Here is a 19981-nt window from a genome sequence, read left to right as displayed (position 1 = left end):
GGGCCATGAACCTTCACGTCGGGCCTCGTCGGCCCGTGCCTCGGGGTGACTCAGCTCCGACGCGCCTTGCGCGCCCGGAAGAACTGCTCCTGCTTGCGCAGGCGCTCGGCCCGCTCGTCGTTCGACGGCTCGGCCTGCTTCTCGGGACCCCGGTCCAGGTACTCGGCCAGCGCGCGGATGGTCGGGAAGCGGTACAGCTCCGTCATCGGCATCTTCCGGCCCAGCCGCCGCTGCAACGACATGTGGATCTGCGTCAGGTGCAGCGAGCTGCCGCCCACGTCGAAGAAGTTGTCGTCGATGCCGAAGTGCGCGCCGCGCAGCGCGTGCCCCCACAGCTCGTGCAGCGCGCGCTCCAGCTCGCTGCGAGGCGCGACGGGAGGCATCGCGCTCCGGGAGGCCGCGGCCACCGGCGCCGCCAGCGCCTTCTTGTCGATCTTCCCGTTCGGCGTGAGCGGGAACGCGTCCAGGAACACGAAGTGCCCCGGCACCATGAAGCGCGGCAGGCGCTGCTCCAGGAACGCCCGCAGCTCGCGCGGCTCCACCTTCTCGGAGCACACCAGCCAGGCCACCAGCTCCATGTCCCGCGAGGGCCCGGGCCTGGCCAGCACCAGCACCTCGCGCGTGGCGGGGTGCTTCGACAGCGCCACCTCGATTTCACCCAGCTCGATGCGGTAGCCGTTGAGCTTCACCTGGTCATCGCGCCGGCCCAGGTAGTCGAGGTTCCCATCCGCGCGCCACTGCGCCACGTCACCCGTGCGGTACATGCGCCGACCGGGCATGAACGGGTCCGGCACGAAGCGCTCGGCCGTCAGGTCCGGCCGGTCCAGGTACCCACGCGCCAGGCCATCCCCCGACAGGCACAGCTCGCCGGGCACGCCCCGGGGCACCAGCCGCAGGTCCTTGTCGAGGATGTAGACGCGCGTGTTCGCCAGCGGCTTGCCGATGAGCACCTTCGGGTCGTCGCCCGGGAAGCGGTAGCAGGTGCTGTACGTCGTGTCCTCGCTGGGGCCGTACAGGTTGCGCACCTGGATGGGCAGGCCCTCCAGCTGGGACATCACGCTCTGCGGGATGGGCTCGCCCGCCATGTTCAGCACGGTGACGTTGCCCAGGTCCGCACCCGCCGCGAGCAGCTCCTTCACCACGGAGGGCACCGTGTTCACGAGGATGCGCGACTCGCTGTCCAGGTACTCGGAGATCTGCAGGCTGTTGCGCAGCAGGCGGACCCGCCGCCCCACCGACAGCGTGTAGAACATCTCGAAGATGGACAGGTCGAAGCAGTACGACGTGCCGAAGAAGGTGACGTCGAAGTCCGTGGCGCGGAACTCTGTCTGGCACCAGCGCAGGAAGGACACCGCGCTGTGGTGCTCGATGAGCGTCCCCTTGGGCCGGCCCGTGGAGCCGGACGTGTAGATGACGTACGCCAGGTCCTCGCAGCCGGGACGGTGCGCCATGTCCTCGTCCGAGTCCCCCCGCGCGGTGGTGATGTCCACGCACCCCGCGGGCGAGCCCTGGCGCGCCGTCTCCAGGAGCTGCGGCTCGGTGAGCAGGACGCGGCTGCTGCTGTCCTGCAGCAGGTAGCGCACGCGCTCGGCCGGGTACGCCGGGTCGATGGGCACGTAGGCCGCGCCGGACTTGAGGATGCCGAGCGTGCCGATGAGCAGCCACTCGGTGCGGTCCACCATCAGCCCCACCAGCACGTCCGGGCCGGCCCCATGGTGCGCGCGCAGGTAGTGCGCCAGCCGGTTGGCCCGCGCGTTCAGCTCGCGGTACGTCAGGTGCGTGTCCCCCACCGACAGCGCCACGGCGTCCGGCGTGCGGCGCACCTGCTCCTCCACCAGGTCCACCATGGAAGGCCCGTCCACCCAGTCCATCGGCCGGGGGTTCAAGCCCAGCAGCAGCTCCTCGCGCTCGGACGCGGACACCACCTCCAGCGCGTCACACGTGGCCGACGGGCGCTCCACCGCGTCCGCCAGCAGGCACTCGAAGCGCTCCAGCAGCCGGCGCGCGGTCCGCGCCAGGAAGAGGTCCGCGTTGTAGTGCAGCGCCAGAACCAGCCGCTCGCCCAGCTTCAGGCACTCCATGCCCACGTCGAACTGGGCCTCCTGCTGCGGCAGCACGTACGGCGACACCGTCAGCCCGTGCACCTGGAACGTGCGGCCCTCGTCCACGGACAGGCCGAGCATCGCCAGCGGGTCGCGGTCGCTGACCGGCAGGTAGTTGAACATCACCTGGAAGACCGGCGGGCGCGACGCGTCCCGGGGCCCGCCCAGCTTCGCCACCAGCTGCGGGAACGGGTACGCCTGGTGCTCCAGCGCCTCCAGCACCCGCTTCTGCAGCTCGCGCGCGAAGGCGCCGAAGCCCAGCCCCTCGTCCACCGAGGAGCGCACCACCACGGGGTTGACGGCGTAGCCGACGACCTCCTGCAGCGCCGCGTCCTCCGCGGACATGAGCGTGTTGGTGGGCGTCCCCACCAGCACGTCGCGCTGGCCGGTGTGCCGCGACAGCAGCACGTGGAAGCACGCGAGCAGGAAGGTGTACAGCGTCACGCCCTGCTCACGCGCCCGGGCCTCCGCGCGGCGCACCAGCCCCCGGTCCAGCTCGTGGATGACGGTGTCACCGTGGCAGCCCTGCTCCGCGGGCCGGGGCTTGTCCGTGGGCAGCTCCAGCGCGGGAGGCGCGCCCGCGAGGCGCTCCGTCCAGTATCGCTCCAGCACCTCGCCCCGAGGACCGCCGAGCAGCGCCTGCTCCCACTCCACGAACTGGCGGTACTGCGCGCGAGGCGCCGGCAGGCTCGCCGTGCCCCCGGTGACGAGCTGACCGTAGAGCTCGAGCAGCTCCCGCTGGAGCACCTGCAGCGCCCGCGCGTCGTTGGAGACGTGGTGCTGGGTGAAGACCACCAGGTGCTCGCCGCCGTCCACGCGGGTGACGCTCAGCCGGGCCACCGGCCCCGTCGTCAAGTCGAAGGGCTTGCGCACCTCCTCGATGAGGCGGCGGCGCACCTCCGCCGGGGACACGCCGCGCGAGTCATTCAGGGTGAAGGGGAGCGTGCCCTTCTCCTGGACGCGCTGGAGCAGCCGTCCGTCATCGCTGACGCCGTAGGTGGTGCGCAGCACCTCGTGCCGCTCCACCAGCGCCTCGGCCGCGCGGCGCAGGGCCTCCACGTCCAGCGGGCCGTGCACGCGGAAGGAGAACAGCGTGTGGTACGCGTGGTTGTCCGGGTCGGACTGGTGCAGGTGGAACAGCGCGGCCTGGCCGTAGGAGAGGGCGAAGGGCTCCTGCACCGCCGCCACCCGCGGGGCCGCGTCCTGTCGCGCCAAGAGGCGCTTCAGCAGCTGCTTCTTCTCCTCCAGGGACATCGATTCGGTGTCTCGAGACATGACTCGGCTCTCCTCGCCGACGGCGAGCAATGGATTCGGGAGGCTGTGGACGCTCAGGACGCGAGGCGCTCGCGAAGCAGCGAGGCGAGTCTCGCGACGTGAGGCTCCAGACTCATGGTGAGGTGATTGCCTTCCACCTCGTGGATTTCGATGCCGCCTCGGGCCTTCCCAATCCAGCCGTACTCCGGATGGTGGGGGATGAGGTGGTCCCGGACACTGGCCCGGAAGTAGAGGATGCGGGTGTCGACCGGCTGGGCCGCGTAGCGCAGCAGGGCCTCGTTGTGCGCGCGCCACAGGCGCAGGAAGCTGCCGCCGTTCTCCTGGTTCATCCGGACGAAGGCGTCGGACATCTCCGGCGAGAGCTTCTTCACGTAGTCGAGGACGAAGTCGTCCGTCACCGGCTCCGAGTGGCGCACCGTGCCCCCGTCATCCGAGGGCGTGTCGAGCATCGCCAGGAGGTCCACGCGCTGGCCCAGCGCCGTCAGCCTGCGGGCCATGTCGAAGGCCACGGTGCCGCCCATGGAGGAGCCGCAGAACAGGTAGGGGCCCTCGGGCTGGAGGCCCCGCACCAGCTCCAGGTAGTGCAGCGCCATGTCCTCGATGCGGGTGTCGGGCGGCACCTCGCCCTCCACGCCGCGCGCCTGGATGCCGTACACCGGCTGCTCCTTGTCCAGGTGGCGCACCAGGGGCAGGAAGCCGAACACCGAGCCGCCCGCGGGGTGGATGCAGAACAGCGGCGTGCGTCCGGGCACGCCCCGCTGCAAGCGCACCACGCCAGCGGGCAGCGAGGGCTCGCTCGGCGCCGCCGGAGCGGAGGTCGACGAGGGCCGGGTGGCGGACACCTGCGCCCCAATCTGCGCCGCGGAGGAGTGCTCCAACAGCGCGTTGAGCGACAGCTGCACGTCGAGCCGCTCCCGCAGCCGCGCGCTCAGCTGCACCATCAGGAGCGAGTTGAGGCCCAGGTCGTAGAAGTTGTCGTGGATGCCCACGGCCTCCACGCCCAACAGCTCCGCCAGCGCCTCGCACACCTGCGTCTCCACCTCGTCGCGCGGCGCCACGTAGGCCGTGCGCTGCGCGGGACGCGGCGCCTTCGCGCCCTGCTTCCGGGAGGCGGTGCTCTCGGGGCGCTGGGCGGCGCGGGCCTGGAGGGGCGCGCGGGACACGTAGACGTGCGCGCCCTCGAAGCCCGCGAGGATGCGCGTGAGGGCCTCCACGCCCTCCTGGTTGCTCAGCGCGCCGGGCAGCGTGAGGCGCCCGGGCGTAGCGACACCCGGAGTCCCCTCCGCCGTCGGCGCGGAGAACGTCTGGTGCATGTCGTCGAGCCGCTTGAGGGTGAAGCCCTCCACGTCCACCACCACCCCGCCCTGCTCGTCCATCAGGGTGATGTCGAACACGCGCAGCGACGCCGCGTCCTCGGTGTCATGCCGCCACCGCGTGTGCACCCGCACGCGCGCGGGGACGGGCCCGTGCACGGTCAGCCGACGGTAGGTCAGCGGCAGGAAGAGCCCCTGGGCCGCCGCGCCCGCCGTGCCCTTCTCGCGCAGCTCCAGGAGCCGCGAGTACCCCGTCACCACGTCGAGCAGCGCGGGGTGGAACCGGTAGACGCCCAGCTCCTCCCGGTACGCCTCCGACAGGGAGAAGGTCGCCAGCAGCTCCCGCCCGCCGAAGAACAGCCGCGAGTCCACCGTCGTCCAGCGCGGGCCGAAGAAGATGTGGTGCTCGTCGGCGTCCCCCATCAGCGACTGCGCGGACTCCAGGGCATCGGTGCACCGAGACTCCGCCTGCGCCAGCGGGTGGGCCCGAGCGGCGCCCTCCGTCCAGCGCGCGGTGCCCAGCACGTGCTCCTGCCACACGTCCTCGCGCGAAGAGGCGGGGCGGCTCTGGACGCGGAAGCGAAGGCGCTCGCCCGAAGGACTCAGCACCAGCCGCACCTCGCGGCGCTCTCCCGGCATCACCGTGAGCGGCGTCACGAAGACGACGTCGCTCAGCTCCACCGCCATGCCCGGCCGCTCCGCCGTCAGCGCGGAGACGACCATCTCCAGGTAGCCCGTGCCGGGCATCAACGGCTGACCGAGCACCCGGTGCTCATCGAGCACCCACTGCAGCTCGGGCGCCATCACCTGCGTGTAGACGAGGTCCTCGCCCTCCACGCGGCGCATGCCCAGCAGCGGGTGCCCCGGCAGCAGGCCCCGCGTCGAACGGGCGCCCGCGCCGCGCAGCGCCGCCACGGCCATGCCCGCCTCGCCCCACGTGTCCCAGCCGACGGACACGGCGCGCAGCCCTGTCGAGCGCAGCAGGTGGGCGTAGCCGTCCAGGAAGGCGTTCGCGGCCGCGTAGGCCACCTGCCCCGGCTCGCCGCGCAGGCTCGTCACGGAGGAGCACAGGACGAAGGTGTCCGGAGGGTCGGCCGCCAACAGCCGCCCCAGGTGCAGCGCCCCGAGCACCTTCGGCCGGAACACGGCCTCCACCTGCTCGCGCGTCTGGAGCTGGAGCGCGCCGCCCCCCGGCACGCCCGCCGCGTGGAGGACGCCCTCGATGCGACCGAAGCACTCCCGGGCCCTCGCCAGCGCCGAGGCGAGCTGGGCCTCGTCGCCCACGTCCACCGCCAGGGGCAGCACCTCGGCCCCCAGCCGCTCCAGGGCCTCGAGCTTCTCCAGCCGCTCCCGGTCCTCACCGTGGAGCTCCCCCGAGTCCCGCCGGGGCACCGAGCGCCCCAGCAGCACCAACCGGGCCTGCCGCGTGCGCGCCAGGTGCTCCGCGAAGACGAGCCCCATGCCGCCGAGCCCACCGGTGATGAGCCACGTGCGCCCGGGGAGCGGCGACTCCGCTCCGGAGGCCTCCGTCGCCGGCAACGCCACGGGCGAGACGCGCGGCCCCCAGCGCTGCGCTCCACGCAGGGCCACCACGCCCGCCGTCTCCTCGGCGGAGAGCTCGTCCACGAGCGCCCGCGCCAGGCCCTCCGAGGGCGTCGCGGCCACATCCACCAGCCGGCACGTCAGCCCCGGCACCTCCAGCGAGATGCCCCGGCACGCGCCCAGCAGCGTCGCCTTCTCCGGCCGCTCGCGCTCACCCTCCACCACCGCGTGGACACCGTCGGCCACGGCCACCAGCGCCACGGGCCGTCCACCGCCACGCTCACCGAGCGCCTGCGCCAGCCACAACAGGCTGTAGAGCCCCCGCTCCTGCGCGGGTCCCAGCGTCGAGGGCGTGAGGGAGACCTCCGAGGGCCCCGTCACGCTCCAGGCATGCACCACGCGGTCCGGGAGCCGGCCTTCCTTCGCCAGCGCCTCCACCAATCGCTGGTGGTCCTCGCGGCTGCCGGGGCGCAGGCGATAGAGCCCGTCCTCCCGCCGCTCGAACACGTCCCCCGACTCCACGCGCGTGACGAGGGCCGCCGCGACGCCCAGCTTCGCGAGCGCCTCCCGCGCCAGCTCCGAGTCGTCCAGGAACCAGAGCCACCGCTCCCCCTCGACGCGAGCGCGCGGCGACGGACGCGGCAGCGGGGCCCACGTGGTGACGTGGAACAGGCCCTCGTGCGCATCGCGCGCGGCGGCGACGGGCGCCTCCGTGGGAGCCTCCACCCAGTGGCGCTGACGCTCGAAGGGATAGGTCGGCAGGTGGACGCGGCGACGAGGCGCCTCGCGCCACAGGGCCGCGAGGTCCAGCGCGCCACCGGCCTCCCACAGCCGCCCCAGCGTCTCCAGCAGCACCCGGCCGTCATGGGCCGCGGCCTTCGGGTGGCGCATCGTCGACAGGATGGTGGCCGTGGCGCCCTTCTCGGGGAGCATCCGCGCCAGCGCGCCGAGCCCGTTGCCCGGCCCCACCTCCAGCAACACGCGCTCCTCGCGCAAGAGCGTGCCCACGCCCCGGGCGAACTCCACCGCCTCGCGCATGTGGCGCACCCAGTAGTCGGGTGACGTGGCCTCCGCGGGGGTGATGAAGCGCCCGGTGAGGTTGGAGACGAACGGGATGCGCGGCGCGGACAGCGTCACCTGCTCCACCACCCGGCGGAACGCCGCCAGCGCGTCATCCACCATGTACGAGTGGAACGCGTGCGAGGTGCGCAGCGCGCGCGCCTGGACGCCCCGGCCCGACAGCGTCGCCGCCAGCGCGTCCACCGCCTCGGGATGACCCGCCACCACGCAGGAGGCCGGGCCGTTCACCGCGGCCAGCGACAGCCGCTCGTTCAGCAGGCTCCGCACCTCCTCGCGAGGCAGCGGCACCGAGAGCATCTTCCCCGGCGGCAGCGCCTGCATCAGCTTGCCGCGCAGCGCGATGAGCCGCAGCCCGTCCTCCAGCGGGAAGACGCCCGCGAGGCACGCGGCCACCCACTCCCCCACGCTGTGGCCGAGCATCGCCGAGGGCTCCACGCCCCGGGACATGAGCAGCCGCGCCAGCGCGTACTCGACGACGAAGAGCGAGGGCTGCGTCAGCTCCGTGCGCGCCAGCCGCTCCGTCGCCGCGTCGCTGGCCTCCGCGTGGAGCACCTCGCGCAGATCCAGCCCCAGGTGCGGCCGGAGCAGCGCCGCGCAACGGTCCACCGTGTCGCGGTACTCCGGCTCCGTCTCGTACAACCCGCGCCCCATGGACGCGTACTGCGAGCCCTGCCCCGGGAACAGGAACGCCACCGGCGTCTGTCGGGCCGCCACCGGCTCCACCGGGAGCCTCGCCTCCAGCGCCCCGGCCGCCTGGGCCACGTCCGCCGCGACCAGCGAGGCGCGGTATGGCAGGAGCTTGCGCCCCATCGCCAGCGTGAAGGCCACGTCCCCCAGGTCCACCGAGGGCTCCCGGCGCAGGTGCTCGGCCAGCCGCAGCCGGGCGCGCTCCAGCGCCTCGGGCGTCCGCGCGGACAACACCAGCAACTGCTCGCCCTGGCTCGCCGGCATGGACTCCTGGGCCGGAGCCTCCTCCAGCACCACGTGGGCGTTGGTGCCGCCGATGCCGAACGCGCTCACGCCGGCGCGCCGGGGCGCGCCCAGCTCGGGCCAGGGCGTGGGCTGGGTGACGACGCGGAAGTTGCCCGACTCCAGGTCCAGGTGCGGGTTGGGCTTCTCGAAGTGCAGCGACGGAGGGATGGCGCCGTGGCGCAGCGAGAGCGCCACCTTCATCAACCCGGCGACCCCCGCCGCCGCGTCGGTGTGGCCCAGGTTCGACTTCACCGAGCCCAACAGGAACGGCGTCTCTCGGGGCCCCTCCGAGGCGAAGGCCCGCGTCAGCGCGGCGACCTCGATGGGGTCTCCCATGGGCGTGGCGGTGCCGTGCGCCTCCACGTACGCCACGCTCGCGGGGTCCACGTCCGCCAGCGTGTACGCGGTGCGAATCACCTCCGCCTGCGAGTCCACGCTCGGCGCGGTGTAGCCCACCTTCGAGGCGCCATCGTTGTTGACGGCGCTGCCCTTGATGACCGCGTAGATGGCGTCGCCGTCCCGCACGGCGTCCTCCAGCCGCTTGAGCACCACACAGCCCACGCCATGGCTGAAGACGGTGCCGCCCGCCCGCGCGTCGAACGTCCGCGTGGCGCCGTCCTTGGACAGGATGAAGTTCGGGTTGTGCAGGTAGCCGGTGCGCAAGGGCAGCGTGACGGCCGCCCCGCCCGCGAGCGCCATGTCCGACTCGAAGCTCAACAGGCTCTGACACGCCAGGTGCACGGCCACCAGCGACGTGGAGCACGCCGTCTGCACCGTGAGGCTCGGACCCCGCAGGTTCAACTTGTAGGAGACCCGCGTGGACAGGAAGTCCTTGTCGTTGGAGATGAAGGCCGCGAAGAACTCCTCGAGCGGCACCGGCACGCCAGGACGCGCCAGGTGCGTATAGAGGTAGCTGTTGAGCCCCACCCCACCGAAGACGCCCACCGGCATCCCCGTCAGACGGGTCGGGTCATAGCCCGCGTCCTCGAACGCGGCCCACGCACTCTCCAGGAACACCCGCTGCTGCGGGTCCAGCAGCTGCGCCTCCCTCGGGCTGAAGTCGAAGAAGCCCGCGTCGAAGCAGTCCGCGTCCGCGATGACGCCCTTGGCGCGCACGTAGGCCGGATTGCGCAACACCTCCGCCGGCACGCCCGCGGCCAACAACTCCTCATCGCGAAACCGCGAGATGGAGTCGACACCACCGATGAGATTCTCCCACAGTTGAAGAGCGCTCTCTGCCCCCGGAAAGCGCCCTGCCATGCCAATCAAGGCAATGCCTTGCAACTCCTGGCCCCCTGTATCCATCGACTTCAGCCCCTGATGAAGCGCGTGTTCCCCAAACACACAGTAGCATGTCCTATTCGGATTCAAATCATGCTTTCAGATCTTCCAGTGACAGCGGATTGGGCGAATCTTCCGAAGGAATCAGGGAGTCCTCGTTGCGAGAAATTCACGCATGAATTCCGCGCCACCCTGAACGCACGAGGGCCCTTTTCTTCCTCAGGACCCCCTGAGATTTCCCGCGAGCACCCGGTCGCCATCCTCGAGGGCGACACCATGCAACGCCCCTCTGACAAGCCCCCGTGGACGGGACTCTCCAGGTGGGTCCGGCGAGCCATCCCGGAGGGCTCGAACCGAGCCATTCTGGAGCAGTTCCAGCGCTGTAGCCTCGCAAGCTACAACTGACTCTCGACCTCCGATTGGATGTGATTGCGCATGAGCAGTATTTGGCGGGCAGGCAACAAGGCGCCGCGAAAGGCCACGCGTGTTCCTGACCTGGAGTCATGACTCGGGCCGAGCGAGGTCGAGCTCGAGGCCCGGTGACCTGAACGCCACGTCAAATCAGTCGTGCTGCCCGAGCTCGCGGGCCAGCGCCTCGGCAGCTCGCGGGTGCCCTCATTGAAGACGCGCGCGGCGTTGGCGGGGTACATGCGCTCGAGGGGGGAAGCTCTTGTGGACGACGGGCGTGTTCATCTCTTCCTCCGGGGTGGGGTGGGGGCTTCGGTCTCTTCGGGCCCTTCCAACAGTGCTCCCAGGGCGTCCAGGCGGGCTGGAAAAGTCCGCGCGCGGGCGGTCCCCTCCCCTGTCCACGGGCGTGCTGATGAACACTGGTTGCGATGAGGCCACGGCGGCTCGCGGGGCTTTGCGACACTCATCCGATGACCGCCTGGCCCGACGAGGAACGCTGCGCCCGGGTGCTCCACGAGCACCACGGCCTGGAAATCTCGGCGCTCGAGCCGCTCACGGCGGGCCTGGATTCGGACGCGCGGGTGCTGAAGGTCACCACCCGGCGGGGCGCGCCCTGGCTCCTCAAGCTGCGGCGGAGGTGGTCGGACGCGCGGCTCCGACTGGCGTGGCATCTCCACCATCGGGAAGGCGTGCGGGAGGTGTCCGCCCCGATGTCCTCGCTGAGCGGGGAGCTCGCGCCGCGCGCCGAGGACGTGGGCTGGACGCTCTACCCCTTCATCGACGCGCCGAGCGGCTTCGAGCGGCCGCCCACCACCGAGCACTGGCAGCGCCTGGGCCAGGCCCTGCGGCGCGTCCACGAGGCGCGCCTGCCGCCGGAGCTGCACGCGGCGCTCCCGGAGCCGGACGCCCCGCCGCTCGAGGCCGCGCGGGCCCGGCACGAGGCGATGCTCCGCGGTGCGCTCACCACGGCGGCCACGGCGCCGCTGGTCGACGCGTGGACCCGACACGCGGGCCGCATCGCGACGGTGCTCCAGCGCGCGGCCGTGCTCGCGGGGAGCGTCCGCGGCTCCGCGGAGCAGGCCGTGCCGTGCCACGCGGACCTGCACGCGGGGAACCTGCTCGTGGGCGATGACGCGCTCACCGTCGTCGACTGGGACTCCGCGACGCGAGGGCCCCGGGAGGTGGACCTCATGTTCATCGGCGCGGGTGTGGGAGGGATTGGCACCCGCGACGAGGAGGTGGCCGCGTTCATGGCCGGCTACGGGGACGTCCCGGTGGACCGGCGGCGGCTGTGCGCCTGTCGCCACGAGCGAATCGTCGTCGACCTGCTGGAGCTGAGCGACCTGCTCCTGGGCGAAGGCGGCGACGCGTCCGAGCGGGCGCGCTGGCTGGGGTACTTCACCGCGCAGTTCGACGAGGACAACGTCGTCGCCAGGGCCGAGCGGTCCTGGGCGGCGCTGTGAATCAGAGCGGCGCGGCGGCGCCCGCGGTGTCCGCGGCGGGGCTCGAGTCCTCGGTCACCGCCGAGTTCAACACCCAGTTGACGCCATATGTCCTTCCCAGGGCCCTGTAGGTGGCGCGCTTGCCACAGCCCGTGACGCCCGCGGTGGCGTCGTCGATTCTCGTGGCGCTCAGCTGCGAGCGCGGACAGCCCAGGTCGAACTCCGCGCGGGCCCGCACGTCGGGAACCCAGCCGCACTGCCCGACGCGGCAGCGCAGCTCGTAGACGCCCTCCGCGTTGCAGCCGGACATCTGGTACTGGTTCTCCCCGAGGTAGGTGGGCGTCAGCTCCTCGGCGCACTTGAGGTCCTTCGCCGCGAGCTTCTCCAGGTTCGCGTAGCGCTTCGCGTTCAGGGACGGCCCCATCTGGGCGAAGTCCACCTTGGGGTGGCTGCGACGCCCGCCGCAGCCGGACGCCAGGACCGCCATGCCCATGCCCGCCAACAACCACCGTGAGAGGTTCATGGCGCAATGACATACCACGCCGTCAACGCCCCAGCGCGGCCGCCGCCAGCGCCGCGACGCGCAGGTCCACGGTCGCGTCCGCTCCCTCCTCCACCAGCCAGGCCGCGGACAGCCCCGTCCACGCGAGCACCCAGCGCAGCAACAGCCCGCGCTCCATCCCCGAGGCCTCGGACACCCCCTGGACGCGGCGCTGGAAGACCTCCGGGAGGACCGCCAGGGGCAGCTCGGGGTTGGCCATGTCCGGGTTGGTGAAGATGTTGGCGAAGTCGAAGCCTCGCGCACCCAGCAGCCGCTTCGGGTCGATGGCCAGCCAGCCTCGTGCGCCGAAGTCCAGGACGTTGTCGTGGTGCAGGTCGCCATGCAGCACGACGGATGGCGCCGGCGTCGCGAGCACCTCGCGCGCGGCCTGGGCCGAGCGGGTGAACGCACCCCCGTGCGTGGCAGCGGCGAGCGCCAGGGGTTCGAACCAGCGCGGCAGCGGAACCAGGTCCTCCGGAGGCGGCGTCGAACGAGGCGCATGCAGCCTGTCCGCGACCGCGCAGAGGATGCGGCACGCCTCGTCATCCTCGCCACCCCGCGCCATCTGGGTGAGTGAACGGGCGCCCTCCGCGCGCTCCAGCAGCAGCGCGTGGCCCTCCGCCGCGAACACGCGCGCGGCGCCGTCTCCCGCCCACCACGTCATCACCCGGGCGCCGTGTTGCTCCTCCGCGTCCAGCGCGAGCTTGAGCATCGCGGGCGTTTGCCGCCAGCGCACCGGGAGCAGCCGCGCACCCGGGGTGACGATGGGCCCGCCCTCCGGTGTCAGGGACCAGCGGCGCAGGAATTCGTCGAACATGGGCCAAGCATAAGGCCCCGTGCGCCACGCGCCGTGCGGCCACGTCAGCACCGCTACTCACGCGCGCGGGTTTCGCTCACACTCGCGACATGGCGACCCTGCGTGAGCTGTCGGACTTCATCACCGCCGAATTCCCCCAGACGCGCGTGCGAATCCTGGAGGTGGGCCACCGGAGCGCCACCGTCGCGCACGAGGTGGGCCCCGGTGAGCTTCGGCCCGGCGGCACGGTGTCCGGCCCGGTGCTGATGGCCACCGCGGACGTGGCGCTCTACGTGGCCCTGCTGGGCGAGATTGGCCTCGTCCCGCTCGCCGTGACGACGAGCCTGAGCTTCAACTTCATGCGCAAGCCCTCCGCGGACCGCCGCATCATCGGCGTGTGCACGTTGCTCAAGGTGGGGCGGAGCCTCGCGGTGGGCGAGGTGTCGCTGTACTCGGAGGGCCTGCCGGAGCCCGTGGCCCACGCGGTGGGGACGTATGCCATTCCCCCTGCCTCGCACGGTGGCTCAAGGCCCTGAGGGACGCAGGCGTGCATAGAGCGCCTGGTCGTGCACGACGCCGTCCTTGACGGCGCTGCGCCGCAGCACGCCCTCGCGCTGGAAGCCCGCCTTCTCCAGCACCCGACAGGACGCCGCGTTGTCGGCGAAGGGCAGCGCGAAGAGCCGAAGGAGGTCCGTGTTCGCGAAGGTCCAGCCGCAGAAGGCGTCGAGGCCCGCGCTGACGATGCCCCGCCCCCACAGCGAGCGGCCGAGCCAGTACCCCACCTCCGCGGAATGGCGCTCGATGTCGGTGCCGGGAATCATCCCCATGGAGCCCACGGCCTCGCCGGCCACCTCGATGGCGAAGTCACGAGGCGGGGACACCGCGCCCGCGCAGCCCACCCAGCCCGCCGCGTCCTGGGCGGTGTAGGGGTGGGGAAACCGGTCGCGGAGGTTGCGCCACACCTCGCGGTCGTTGGCGTGATGGACCAGGGAGGCCTCGTCCCCGCGCCGCCAGGGACGCAGGACACAGGGGCCACACTCGATGCGGAATGGAGGGGTCATCGGACGGAGCATGCCACGCGGCCGATGTCCGATTCGTTCAAGGCGCGCGGCGGAGACGTGCCCATCCTCAGCCCATGACCTTCTCCATCAAGGACGCCGCGCGCAGGCTCTATCGCCGACTCGAAGAGGCCATCCACTCCGGCGACTTCGACGTCGTCGATGACGTCATCCAGCAGGACGCCGTCGACCACCATCCGGACCCGGACATGATGCCGGGGCGCGAGGGCATCAAGCAGGGCTTCGCCGGCCTGCGGGCCGCGTTCCCGGACATCCGCTTCGAGCTCGAGGACCTGGTCGCCGAGGGGGACAAGGTCGCCTGTCGAATCACCGCCCGGGCCACCCACCGGGGGCCTTTCATGGGCTTCGCCGCGACCGGGCTGCCGGTGAGCTACACGCTGCTGGACCTGCTGCGCTTCTCCCCCGAGGGGAGGTTGGTCGAGCGCTGGGGGCTGGTGGAGGAGGGGCACCTGCGCCAGCAGCTCGGCCGTCCTCCGCGCTGAAGTCGCCGCGATGCGAAGGTGGAGGAGCCGAGCCGCCAAGGTCAGCAGGAGCCTTCCGCCTACGGCCCCTCGCGGTGCGGGGACGCGGACTTGCCCTTGAGGTGTTCGAGCGCATTCGCCGCCGAGGTGGCCACCGTGCCGACCCAACCGGGCACGGGCGTCTCGTCCACGAGCATCGCTTCCATCGCGGGGACGAGCGGCGGATGCGCTGTCGCGCCGAGCGCGAAGAGCGCGCAGTAGCGGACCTCAGGCGATGAGTCCTTCAGTGCCGCCAGCAGGGTCTGGACTCCGGCCTCGAACCGCGAGGAGCCCACCTCGACCTGCGGGAACATGTAGGCGAGCCCCTCCGAGGCATGTCCTCGAACCTTCTCGCCCTCCGTCGGGTCGGACAGGACCCGAATCATGAGGTCCCACAGGGCGTCGGGCTCCGCATGCCAGGTGAGCGCGAAGAGAATCCCCTGGCGATTGTCCGCGCGTCGCTCGAGCGCAAGAAACTCGAGCAGTCGGGGCAGGGTGGATGGATCCGACGCGAGGAGGTTCGCCGCGGGGATGATGCGCGCCCGCTCGGAGGCGAGGAGGTCCGCGAGCGCGGCGTCACGCTGCTCCAGTGACAACCGCGGGCGCTGCTGAGTGGCCAAGGTCTACCTCGAAGGGAATCGCCGCCAGGTTCATGGGCTTCGAGCCCACCGAGCCCCCGCATCGCGGCCTGCGGACATCGAGGCCGCGATGGGACGAAAATCCCCCTCCGGAACTGACACCCTGGCGCCGCGACGGCGGGCGCCCTGGGACCTCACGCCGCGTCGCGCTCGGCGCTCTGTTGGTGGTCCTTGCTGGCGCGGTGGCGGCCCAGGTAGTGACCGAACGCGGCGAGCAGGGCCTCCGAGTCCTTCAGCTTGTTCAAGCAGATGGACACCTTGCCCTGCGTGGCCCCCGTCCCGTTCAGGAGCAGGTCCAGGTACTTCTTGAACATGCGGTCCTCGGTGGTCGCCGTTGTCACCTCGTCCAGGTGCACCGGCGCCGCCCACTCCTCGCAGTACACCTCCGCGAAGCTCAGCCGGACCTCGTGGCCCTCCTCCTTCGCCTCGAACGTCATCGGCGGGAAGTACCGCTCCACGTGCTCCCGCTCCTCGTCGTTGGACGGCGCGTACCGGTACGCCAGCGCCACGTCATGCGCCTTCGAGAAGCGCGACTCGTACGCGCGCCACAGCCGCGCCTCGATGCCGTCCGCGTCCTCGAACGCCTCCGCCCACGAGGACGTCACCGGCTCCACCAGCATCTGCCCCATGTCCTCCGGCGACAGCTTCACGCCCACGTTCTCCAGCCGCGCCGACAGCGGCGGGTGCGAATCGAACGGGTGCGGCGTCACCGAGCCATTCAAATCGCCCTGCAGCGCCTCCGACTGCGCGTACTCCGCGAAGCCATGCGCCACCCGCTGCGCGATGGCCACGCTCTGGTGCTGCTCGTCACGGTTGAACAGCGCCGCCTCCACGCGGTCCCGGAAGTTGGCGTACGCGACCACCTTCACCAGCGAGTGCGCCACGTCCCGCCCCGAGGTGACGCTCGCCGCGAGCCGGTCCGCCGCGAACTCACTGGCGCGCCGGCTGCGCCCCAACGACAGTTCGAACAGCCCCCGATAGGACAGCATGAAGTAGTAGACCGGCCGGGTCAGCCCGCCCTCGTGGAGCGCCTCCAGGTACTGGCCGAACCGCGCCAGCATCGGCGCCAACCGCTTGCCATGTCCCGTGTCGCCGCCCAGCAGGTGCCCCATCTCGTGCGCCAGCACCGCCTCCGCCTCGCGCCGCTCCAGCTGCCGCAGCAGCGACAGGCTCACGAACAGCGTGCGCCCCCGCAGCGTCCGCTCTCCCACGCGGATGTCGCCCTCGGTGACGAAGAAGTTCGCGTCGATGCCCGCCAGCAGGTGGTCCGGCGGCAGCGTCTGCAGTCGCTGACACAGCTTTCGCACGTGCGCCCAGAGCTCCGGCGCCTTCGACTCCTCGACGACCTCCGCCTCCACCTCGAAGTCCATCGGCGGACGCTTGAAGATGGCCACCACCACCAGGAACGCCGCACCCGCCGCCATCAGCCCCACCGCCAGGATGAGCTTCACCGAGTAGCGCTGCGTCAGCACCGCCGTCACCCAGTACGACAGCCACACCGCCAGCGCCCCCTGGCCGATGACCTGGAGCGCGGTCGCGATGCGCAGCAGGTTCCAGCCCACCACGAAGCTCAGGTACTGGATGGGCCGGGAGATGAAAGCCGCCAGCCCGCACATCAGCGCAATCAACGCGGAGGCGAGCCCCAACAACACCAACCCCAACGCCCCGCGGTACGCCCAGCCGAACTGCATCGCGTCCGTGCACCCGTCACCGAAGCTCGCGCGAAACCCCGCCCGCTCCTCGTCCGTGCTCATGCACGCCTCCACCGCGGAGAAGGTGCTGTACGCCTCCAACACCTCCTTGCGCTGGACCTCGTCGAGCTCCCGGTCCTGCATCACCTGCTGCGAGATGGCGGAGCGGATGCGCTCGTCGAACCAGTTGCTGGCGTAGCCCGTGAACCAGAGCCCGAACACGGGAAGGGCGAACAGCAGGAGCGCGGGCAAGACATAACCGCGCAGGACACCGGAGACGGAAGAGGTCGTGGCCATGGTCTGTGGGAAGCAGGGCCCTTATCCCATGGATGGGTTCCCGCAAACCATGGCCTCCCAGGGCCCCGGAAGACAGCCACCGGGAATTCCCATCCCGCCAGACCTTCGCGTCAACGCTTCTCGAGAATCGAGCGTGGATCGAACGTGACGCGGATGTGGGTGATGCGTCCCTCCTCCACGTGGCACCAGTTGGCCACGGGCGTGGGCGCTCCGTCGTACGGATGAATCTCGAACCAGGTCAGCACCTCCGGGCCGTCCACGAAGCGGTGCAGCACGCGCATGCGGGGGGACACCTTCCACATGCCGTTGACGAGCCCCTTCACACAGGCCTCGGCACCCTGCGCCGTGCCGAGCGCGCCGACGAAGCTCACCTCGGAGGCGAGCGTCCCACGCAGCTTCGCCTCGTCCTTCGTCGTCCAGGCCTCGAAGTACGCCTCCACCACCTCCACGGGACTCTCCACGCTCCACCTCCTGGAATGGCCGACACGTCGATGTGTCGGAGTCACCGTATTCATGGTCCTCGGCGCCGACAGCCCTGTGTCAGGTTTCCGCGGCCCCCCGCGCGGAGCGGCGCGCTAACGCCGCCATTCCGCGGGCACGTTCTTCTCGGTGGCGTAGCGCTCCAGCTCGGAGAGCTGCTGGCTCGCCAGCTTCAGCTCCGCCTCCACCTCCTGCTGGCGCCGGGCCACGGGCTTGCCCGAGGCCTCGTCCTGCCGCAGGCGCGTGCGCTCCTCCTCGAAGCGGGCGACGCGCGCCCGGGCCTTGCCGAAGGACGTGCGCCACCGCTCCTCCTCCTCGCGCGACTGCGTCCCCACCAGCCGCTGCTTGAAGCGCTCGCGCTCCCAGCGCTGGATGCCCGTGGGGTTGCGGTTCCACGTGTCGCGGGCGTCCCGCACGTCCTTGAGCGACACCTCGATGCGCTCCAGGTTCTCACCGCTGCCCTGCCCCGCCTTCAGTGACGCCGTGCCCGTCGCGGGCAGCGCGCACGTCTCCACGGGCAGCCGCGCGCCTCCGACGTGGATGCCCCGGGTGAGCCCCTTCGAGAGGAACCAGCGCAGCCGCCGCGAGTCCTCCTGCGCCGCCAGGGACTGGCTCAGCGGCCGCCAGTCCTCGAACTCCAGGTCCAACGTGCACGTCTTCCCCTCCGCCTCCAGCTCCATGCGGCGCTTGAGCGACGTGGGCGGCGAGTCGAACCGCTCGAGCACCAGCACCACGAGCCCCAGCCCGTCGACCCGCTGCACGGAGAGGAGCACCTGCTGCTCGGTGTCCATCTGGAAGCGTTGCGCCTCGCGCGCCTCGTCGCGAGCCACGCGCTCGAGCAGCGCCTTCCAGCGCTCCGTGGACTCGGGCGTGGTGGGCACCGGGACGAGCTTGCTCGCGTAGGCGATGGGCAGCGCCAGCCCCAGGCCATCCGAGTTCTCGATCTTCATCGAGACGACGCCCACCACCTCGCCCTGTCCGTTCAGCAGCGGCCCACCGCTGTTGCCCGGGTTCACCGAGGCGTTGAACTGCACGTAGCCCGTCCCCAGGTAGTGGCGGCCCACGTAGCCCACCTTCCCCTCGTGCACGGTGAAGTCCAGCCCCTGGGGGCTGCCGATGAAGACGAGCGGGTCTCCCGGCTCCAGGCGCGTGACGTCGCCCAGCGGCAGCGGCGCGGCCTTCGCGCCCACGACCCGGACGGTGGCGAGGTCCAGGTCCACGTCGCTGGCCACCGTCTCGCCGAGCAGCTCGCGCCCATCCGCGAGCACCGCCGTCATCATCTTGCCCGGCGGGCACACCACGTGCTCGTTGGTCAGCACCAGCTCCGGCTCCACGAAGAAGCCGGAGCCCGTCTTGCTCCCACACCGCAGGGTCAGGGTGCTCGGCCCCGCGCGGCGGGAGATCTCCGCGGTGGAGAGGGCCACGGGCCCAGGGGCCTTGTCGCCCGGAGGCGCTTCACCCGAGGCGAGGGACAGGACCTCCGAGCGCGCCTGCGCGAAGCGTGGGGAGCGGGCCACCCACACGCCCACCGCGACGGCGACCAGGAGCAGCACGCCGAGGAGCGCGCGGCGACCGCCCCTCGCGGGCTCCTCGGAGAGGACCGCCACCTCCACGAAGGGGCGCAGCTCCGCGCGGGCGCCCTGGGCGCGAAGCACCGTCAGGAGCTTCTCCGCGAAGGCGCGGAAGACACCGTGGGCCAGGGGCGCGCCCGCCCTGGCGAGCAGGCTTCGAGCCTCGGAGAACGAGGGAGCAGGCGGGCCCAGCTGCGAGATGGCCCGGGCGAGCGCGAAGCGCGCCCGTTCGTCCACCACCGCGTCCCGCAACACCACATCGACCCGGAGGCTGGCGCCGCACACACATCGCGCCACGTTCCCCGCATCCGGCGCACCACACCGGAGGCACCTCAGCTCGACCGACTCCGACATTCCCGCGCTCCCCCAGCCACCGCCCGTGGCTCCTGGCGCGCGTGCGTCCTCCGCGAGGTCGACGGCGCTCGTCCATCATGCCTCCGAACGCGCGCGCCGTCGCGTCCGTGCGTGCCCCCGCCGGAGGCCCCTCGCATGCTCGAGAAACCCGGGCTCGTGTGGGGACAGGGCTTCAGGAAGCTTCCGTTCGTGGCGAGCCTCCCGCCCGCTCGAACCCTGGAGGGACACAGCGTGATTGACCCCACGGGAATCGGCGTCGCGGATGTCGCGCGCTCGGCCGCCTTCTACGACGCGGCACTGGGAGCGCTCGGCCTGCGGCGGGTCGAACAGCTCGCGGAGGACGGGCAGACCGTCGGCGTGGGCTACGGCATCACGTATCCCATCTTCTGGATCGACCGCCTCCACCCGCACGGCGTGCGACAGCACACCGCCTTCGCGGCGCGCAGTCGCGCGGAGGTGGACGCCTTCCATGCGGCGGCCGTGCAAGCGGGCGGCATCGACAACGGCCCGCCGGGGCTGCGCGACACCGCCCAGGGCTATCCCTCGGGCTACGACGCGGCCTTCGTCTTGGACCCCGATGGCAACAACATGGAAGCCCTCTATCGGGAACGCTGAGCGC

13 protein-coding genes are annotated in these 19981 nt (G+C 71.6%); 4 read left to right on the top strand and 9 right to left on the bottom strand.

The annotated features are described in order from the left end of the window. Positions 1-50: 50 nt before the first annotated feature. Both AC6JA9_RS10420 and AC6JA9_RS10415 read right to left on the bottom strand, forming a co-directional pair. Complete coding sequence (locus tag AC6JA9_RS10420) at positions 51-3377, bottom strand: non-ribosomal peptide synthetase (RefSeq protein WP_483577289.1); 3327 nt, start codon at positions 3375-3377, stop codon at positions 51-53. Between the two features lie 53 nt (positions 3378-3430). Continuing rightward, a complete protein-coding gene (locus tag AC6JA9_RS10415; protein WP_497959599.1) occupies positions 3431-9589 on the bottom strand; it encodes a type I polyketide synthase in 6159 nt (2052 codons plus the stop codon). An 854-nt stretch (positions 9590-10443) separates the two neighbouring features. Here AC6JA9_RS10415 and AC6JA9_RS10410 point away from each other — a divergent pair. Then, positions 10444-11436, top strand: a complete 993-nt coding sequence (locus AC6JA9_RS10410; RefSeq protein WP_426747652.1) for a phosphotransferase enzyme family protein — start codon at positions 10444-10446, stop codon at positions 11434-11436. A 1-nt stretch (position 11437) separates the two neighbouring features. On the opposite strand, the gene AC6JA9_RS10405 is transcribed toward AC6JA9_RS10410, so the two are convergent. After that, entirely contained in the window at positions 11438-11938 is a 501-nt protein-coding gene (locus AC6JA9_RS10405) for a hypothetical protein (RefSeq protein WP_223784630.1), read from the bottom strand. A gap of 22 nt (positions 11939-11960) precedes the next feature. Continuing rightward, the gene (locus tag AC6JA9_RS10400; protein ID WP_426747653.1) at positions 11961-12773 is read right to left on the bottom strand and encodes an aminoglycoside phosphotransferase family protein; all 813 of its coding nucleotides are present in this window, start codon (positions 12771-12773) and stop codon (positions 11961-11963) included. An 89-nt stretch (positions 12774-12862) separates the two neighbouring features. Here AC6JA9_RS10400 and AC6JA9_RS10395 point away from each other — a divergent pair, with 89 nt between their 5' ends. Continuing rightward, positions 12863-13288, top strand: a complete 426-nt coding sequence (locus AC6JA9_RS10395) for a PaaI family thioesterase (RefSeq protein ID WP_223748021.1) — start codon at positions 12863-12865, stop codon at positions 13286-13288. On the opposite strand, the gene AC6JA9_RS10390 is transcribed toward AC6JA9_RS10395, so the two are convergent. Further along, positions 13277-13813, bottom strand: coding sequence for a GNAT family N-acetyltransferase (locus AC6JA9_RS10390; RefSeq protein ID WP_223784628.1), 537 nt, complete (start codon positions 13811-13813; stop codon positions 13277-13279). The genes AC6JA9_RS10395 and AC6JA9_RS10390 overlap by 12 nt on opposite strands. Positions 13814-13887: 74 nt before the next feature. On the opposite strand from AC6JA9_RS10390, the gene AC6JA9_RS10385 reads away from it, so the two are divergent. Next, positions 13888-14313, top strand: a complete 426-nt coding sequence (locus AC6JA9_RS10385; protein ID WP_483577288.1) for an ester cyclase — start codon at positions 13888-13890, stop codon at positions 14311-14313. A gap of 59 nt (positions 14314-14372) precedes the next feature. Here the strand turns inward: AC6JA9_RS10385 and AC6JA9_RS10380 are convergent, their stop codons facing one another. The 4 genes from AC6JA9_RS10380 to AC6JA9_RS10365 all read right to left on the bottom strand — a co-directional run bounded on the left by AC6JA9_RS10380 (position 14373) and on the right by AC6JA9_RS10365 (position 19362). Next, entirely contained in the window at positions 14373-14951 is a 579-nt protein-coding gene (locus tag AC6JA9_RS10380; protein ID WP_483577287.1) for a HEAT repeat domain-containing protein, read from the bottom strand. A 152-nt stretch (positions 14952-15103) separates the two neighbouring features. After that, on the bottom strand, positions 15104-16957 hold the full coding sequence (locus AC6JA9_RS10375; protein ID WP_483577286.1) for a M48 family metallopeptidase: 1854 nt from the start codon (positions 16955-16957) through the stop codon (positions 15104-15106). 110 nt (positions 16958-17067) lie between these two features. Then, complete coding sequence (locus AC6JA9_RS10370) at positions 17068-17418, bottom strand: nuclear transport factor 2 family protein (RefSeq protein WP_223748016.1); 351 nt, start codon at positions 17416-17418, stop codon at positions 17068-17070. A 114-nt stretch (positions 17419-17532) separates the two neighbouring features. Further along, positions 17533-19362: a S1C family serine protease gene (locus tag AC6JA9_RS10365; protein ID WP_426747657.1), complete on the bottom strand. Its 1830-nt coding sequence runs from the start codon at positions 19360-19362 to the stop codon at positions 17533-17535. A 231-nt stretch (positions 19363-19593) separates the two neighbouring features. Between AC6JA9_RS10365 and AC6JA9_RS10360 the strand changes: the two genes are divergently transcribed. After that, positions 19594-19977 carry a VOC family protein gene (locus AC6JA9_RS10360; RefSeq protein ID WP_497959598.1) on the top strand — a complete coding sequence of 128 codons (384 nt, stop codon included), beginning with the start codon at positions 19594-19596 and terminating at the stop codon, positions 19975-19977. Positions 19978-19981: the final 4 nt, after the last annotated feature.

The organism is Myxococcus sp. MH1, assembly GCF_059738865.1.
This window is presented reverse-complemented; position numbering and strand designations above follow the sequence as displayed.